This window comes from Arenimonas malthae CC-JY-1 (assembly GCF_000747075.1).
GTDB lineage: Bacteria > Pseudomonadota > Gammaproteobacteria > Xanthomonadales > Xanthomonadaceae > Arenimonas > Arenimonas malthae.
On record NZ_AVCH01000057.1, the window covers coordinates 1 to 4679 of the forward strand.

The following is a 4679-nucleotide window of genomic DNA, read 5'->3' on the forward strand; positions in this document are numbered from 1 at the left end:
CGCGCGGGCAGCGCATCGGCGCCGCGCGGGGTGCTTCCGGCGCCGGCGTGCACGCGCCGCGCGGCGGCCGCGTGCGGGCCGTCGAAAGCGCCGAGGTGCCGCAGCTGCCGGGTATCCCGGTGGCGCACGTGGTGATCGAAGTCGCGGATGATGCGCCGGCGGTGGCGATGCCCCCGCTCTCCCCCGACGCGGATCCCGAAAGCCTGCGCACCCGCCTGCGCGATGCCGGCCTCGTCGGCCTGGGCGGCGCCGGTTTCCCCACCGCGGAAAAAACCGCGGTGCGGCGGCAGCGCCTGGTGGTCAACGGCGCCGAATGCGAACCCTGGATCGCCTGCGACGATGCCCTGCTGCGCGAACACGCCGATGAAGTGGTGCTGGGCGCCCGCGTGCTGGCGCGAATCGTCGGCGCCGAAAGCGTGCAACTGGCGGTCGAGGACAGCATGGGCGAGGCCCTGGCCGCCTGCCGGGCCGCCCTGGACGCGCACGGCGGCGGAGAAGTGGAGCTGGTGGTGGTGCCGACGCGCTACCCGGAAGGCGGCGAACGCCAGCTGATCCAGGTGCTCACCGGCCTCGAGGTGCCGCGCGGCGGGCTGCCGCGCGACATCGGCGTGGTGGTGCAGAACGTCGCCACCGCGCGCGCGGCCTGGCGCGCCGTGGCGCTGGGCGAGGCGCTGGTGGAGCGCGTGGTCACCGTCACCGGGCCCGGCGTGGCAAGGCCCGGGAATTTCGTGGTGCCGGTGGGCACGCCGGTGTCGCACCTGGTGGCGCAGGCCGGCGGCTACACGCCCGCCGCGAAACGCCTGCTGCTGGGCGGACCCATGATGGGACTCGCCCTACCCCACGACGAGGTGCCGATCGGCAAGACCCACAACTGCGTGCTCGTGCTGGGCGACGCCGACCTGCGCGCCGGCGGCGACGAAATGCCCTGCATCCGCTGCGGCGACTGCGCCAGCGCCTGCCCGTCGCGCCTGCTGCCGCAGCAATTGCTCTGGCAGTCGCGCGCCGGCCGCCTCGACGACGCCCGCTCGCAAGGCCTGTTCGACTGCATCGAATGCGGCTGCTGCGACCTCGCCTGCCCCAGCCACATCCCGCTTACGCAGCAGTTCCGCGTGGCGAAAAACGAACTGCGCGCGCGCGACGCCGCGGCCGCCGGCGCCGAGGCGGCGCGACAGCGCTACGAACTCAGGCAGCAACGGCTCGAACGCGAGGCCGCCGAACGCGAGGCGAAACTGGCCGCCCGCAAGGCCGCCACCAGCCCCGAAGCCGTGGCCGCCGCGCTCGAACGCGCCCGCGCCCGCCGCGCCGGCGCCGCCAACGACCGGAACGAACCCGGATGAAAACCTTCGGCACCGCCCCCGCCCCGCACCTCCCGGCACGCCGCAGCGTGCGTTCGGTGATGGGCCTGGTGCTGCTGGCGCTGGTGCCCGGCCTGCTGGCGCACGCCTGGTATTTCGGCCCGGGCATCGTCATCCAGGCGACGCTGGCCACCGCGTTTGCGCTGGCCTTCGAAGCCGCGATGCTGCGCGCCCGCGGCAAGCCGCTGCGCCCCTTCCTCACCGACCTCAGCGCGCCGCTCACCGCCGTGCTGTTCGCGCTGTGCGTGCCGCCGCTGGCGCCGTGGTGGGTCGCGGCCATCGGCATGTTCGCGGCCATCGTCGTCGCCAAGCAGCTGTTCGGCGGGCTCGGCCAGAACCTGTTCAACCCGGCCATGGTGGGGCTGGCGGTGGTGCTGCTGGCCTTCCCGCGCGAGTTCACGCAGTGGCTGCCGCCGGCGGGGCTGGAAGGCGCCATCGCGCCGCCGGGCTGGCTGGCCAGCCTGCGCGCCGTGGCCACCGGCGAACTGCCGCTGCCCTGGGAATGGGACACGCTGGCCCAGGCCACGCCGCTCGACGCCGTGCGCACGCTGGGCACCCAGGGCGCGACCCTGGCCGAAATCCGCGGCGCGCCGCTGTTCGGCGATTTCGGCGGCCGCGGCTGGGAGTGGATCGCCAATTTCTTCGCGCTCGGCGGGCTGTTCCTGCTCTGGAAGCGCGTCATCCCCTGGCAGGTGCCGGTGGCGACGCTGGGCACGGTGCTGCTGCTGACGCTGCCGTTCTGGCTGTACGACCCCGACCTGCATCCCTTCCCGCTGCAGCACGTGTTCTCCGGCGCGCTGGTGCTGGCGGCGTTTTTCATCGCCACCGACCCCGTCAGCGGCTGCACCACGCCGCGCGGCCGGCTGCTGTTCGGCGCCGGCGTGGCGGTGCTGACGCTGGCGATCCGGCGCTGGGGCAGTTTCCCCGACGGCGTCGCCTTCGCCGTGCTGCTGATGAACTGCGCCGCGCCCTGGCTGGACGCGCACACCCGCCCGCGCATCCTCGGCGAAGGCCGCGCGCCATGAACGAAGGCCTGCGCGAATCGCTGCGCGCCGGCGCCCAGCTCGCGCTGGCGGGCCTGGCGGCGGCCGCGCTGCTGGCCGGCACTTGGGCGCTCACGCGCGACCGCATCGCCGACGCCGAGCAGCGCGCGAAGCTGCAGGCGCTGGAAATCGTGCTACCGCCAGACCGCTACGACAACGACCCGATCGCCGACGCCGTGCAGGTGCGCGCCCCGGCCTGGCTGGGCAGCGAATCGGCCACGGTCTCGCGCGCCCGCCTGGCCGGCGCGCCCAGCGCGCTGGTGCTGGAGGTGGTGGCGCCCGACGGTTATGCCGGCCCCATAAAGCTCCTCATCGCCGTGGCCGCCGACGGCACCGTGCTCGGCGTGCGCGTCACCGCCCACCAGGAAACGCCGGGCCTGGGCGACAACATCGAGGCCGGCCGCAGCGACTGGATCACGCGCTTCGCCGGCCGCGCGCTCGGCGATCCACCGGCCTCGCGCTGGCAGGTGCAGCGCGACGGCGGCGACTTCCCGCAGTTCGCCGGCGCCACGCTGACGCCGCGCGCGGTGGTGGCGGCCGTGCGGCGCACGCTGCAGTTCGTGGCCCGCCACGGCGACGCCGTCCGCGCCGCCGGGCCCGGCGCTACACTTTCCTTCGACGACGCGCCCGCGCCCGACGACGCCCCATGACCGCCCCCACGCCCCGCGCCATCCTCGAATACGGCCTGTCCAGCGGCAACGTTGGCCTGGTGCAGCTGCTGGGCCTGTGCCCGCTGCTGGCGGTCAGCAACAACGCCGTCAACGCGCTGGGCCTGGGCCTGGCCACGGTGCTGGCGCTCACCGCCACCAACACCGCGGTGGCCGGCATCCGCCGCCTGACCCGGCGCGACGTGCGCATCCCCGCCTTCATCCTGGTCATCGCCGCGGTGGTCACCTCGATCGAGCTGGCCATGCGCGCCTGGCTGCCGGCGCTGCACGCGGTGCTGGGCCTGTTCATCCCGCTCATCGTCACCAACTGCGCGCTGATGGGCCGCGCCGAAGCCTTCGCCTCGCGCCACGACCCGGCCCGCGCCGCCCTCGACGGCTTCGCCACCGGCCTCGGTTTCCTGTGGGTGCTGCTGGCGTTGGGCGCCGTGCGCGAGCTGGCCGGCGAAGGCAGCCTGTTCGCCGGTGCCGGCCACTTGCTCGGCCTGCCGGGCCTGGAGCTGGTGGCGGCGGGCTACCCGGGCTTCGTGCCGGCGGTGCTGCCCATCGGCGCGTTCCTGGCGCTGGCCGGGCTGGTGGCGCTGCGGCAGGGTTGGCGCCTGCGCCGCGCGGGGGCGGGCGCATGAAGCCGGCGGAGCGTCGCGAACTGTTCGCCCGCCTGGCCGAACTCAACCCCAAGCCCACCACCGAACTTGAATACACCACGCCCTTCGAACTGCTGGTGGCGGTGACGCTTTCGGCCCAGGCCACCGACGTGGGCGTGAACAAGGCCACGCGCAAGCTGTTCCCGGTGGCGAACACGCCCGGGGCCATCCTGGCGCTGGGCGAGGACGGGCTGAAGAAGTTCATCTCCACCATCGGCCTGTTCAACGCGAAGGCGGCCAACGTCATCGCCGCCTGCCGCCTGCTGGTGGAGCGCCATGGCGGCGAAGTGCCGCGCGACCGCGAATCGCTCGAGGCCCTGCCCGGCGTCGGCCGCAAGACCGCCAACGTGGTGCTCAACACCGCCTTCGGCGAGCCCACCATCGCCGTGGACACGCACATCTTCCGGGTGGCCAACCGCTCTGGCCTGGCCCCCGGGAAGACGGTGCGCGCGGTGGAAGACAAATTGATGAAGGTGGTGCCGGCCGAATTCCGGCTCGACGCGCACCACTGGCTGATCCTGCACGGGCGCTACGTCTGCAAGGCCCGCAAGCCCGACTGTCCCAATTGTGTCATCCGGGACCTCTGCCGCTTCCGCGACAAGACGCCCGGCGACGCCAAACGCTGAGCCCGCGCCCCCGGCGCGCCTTCCCTGCCCCTGCGAAAACCTCCCGGCCCGGCCGGAAGGTGACGGCACTGTCTTTCTTCTGTCAGGGCGCCGTCACATGACGCCCCTATAAAAGCCGCCAGCGGGAACGACACCGTCGCCACGTTTCACCGGCGGGACCCGCGATTTCGCCCGGCACGCCGGCCGCCCGCCGCCGCCCGCACCCCATCCGCTGGAGACCCTTCAAATGGCCGTCCGCAACAAAACCCAACTGCTGCTCCTGACGTTCGGCGCGGTGCTCGCGCTGGGCGCCTGCTCCGATGGCGCCGTCGAAGTCGCCTCGCCCGGCAACGGCGTGTATCCCCCG

General features: G+C 73.7%; 5 protein-coding genes. All 5 read left to right on the forward strand.

Annotation, left to right across the window (positions count from 1 at the left end):
- Positions 1 to 1337, forward strand: a 1337-nt coding sequence (gene rsxC, locus N790_RS03855) for an electron transport complex subunit RsxC (RefSeq protein WP_043800996.1), incomplete at its 5' end; no start/stop codon positions are given.
- Positions 1334 to 2380 carry an RnfABCDGE type electron transport complex subunit D gene (locus tag N790_RS03860; RefSeq protein ID WP_043800999.1) on the forward strand — a complete coding sequence of 349 codons (1047 nt, stop codon included), beginning with the start codon at positions 1334 to 1336 and terminating at the stop codon, positions 2378 to 2380. The genes rsxC and N790_RS03860, both read left to right, overlap by 4 nt.
- On the forward strand, positions 2377 to 3048 hold the full coding sequence (gene rsxG, locus N790_RS03865; RefSeq protein ID WP_052385664.1) for an electron transport complex subunit RsxG: 672 nt from the start codon (positions 2377 to 2379) through the stop codon (positions 3046 to 3048). Before N790_RS03860 ends, rsxG begins: the two co-directional genes overlap by 4 nt.
- Positions 3045 to 3689: an electron transport complex subunit RsxE gene (rsxE, locus tag N790_RS03870; RefSeq protein WP_052385665.1), complete on the forward strand. Its 645-nt coding sequence runs from the start codon at positions 3045 to 3047 to the stop codon at positions 3687 to 3689. The genes rsxG and rsxE overlap by 4 nt, the downstream gene beginning before the upstream one ends.
- Positions 3686 to 4333, forward strand: a complete 648-nt coding sequence (gene nth, locus N790_RS03875; RefSeq protein WP_052385666.1) for an endonuclease III — start codon at positions 3686 to 3688, stop codon at positions 4331 to 4333. The genes rsxE and nth overlap by 4 nt, the downstream gene beginning before the upstream one ends.
- The last annotated feature ends 346 nt before the right edge of the window (positions 4334 to 4679 follow it).

Bases quoted from the DNA above. Each gene is read 5' to 3' on its own strand.
- N790_RS03860 (WP_043800999.1), top strand. From the start codon at position 1,334: ATGAAAACCTTCGGCACCGCCCCCGCCCCGCACCTCCCGGCACGCCGC.
- rsxG (WP_052385664.1), top strand. From the start codon at position 2,377: ATGAACGAAGGCCTGCGCGAATCGCTGCGCGCCGGCGCCCAGCTCGCG.
- rsxE (WP_052385665.1), top strand. From the start codon at position 3,045: ATGACCGCCCCCACGCCCCGCGCCATCCTCGAATACGGCCTGTCCAGC.
- nth (WP_052385666.1), top strand. From the start codon at position 3,686: ATGAAGCCGGCGGAGCGTCGCGAACTGTTCGCCCGCCTGGCCGAACTC.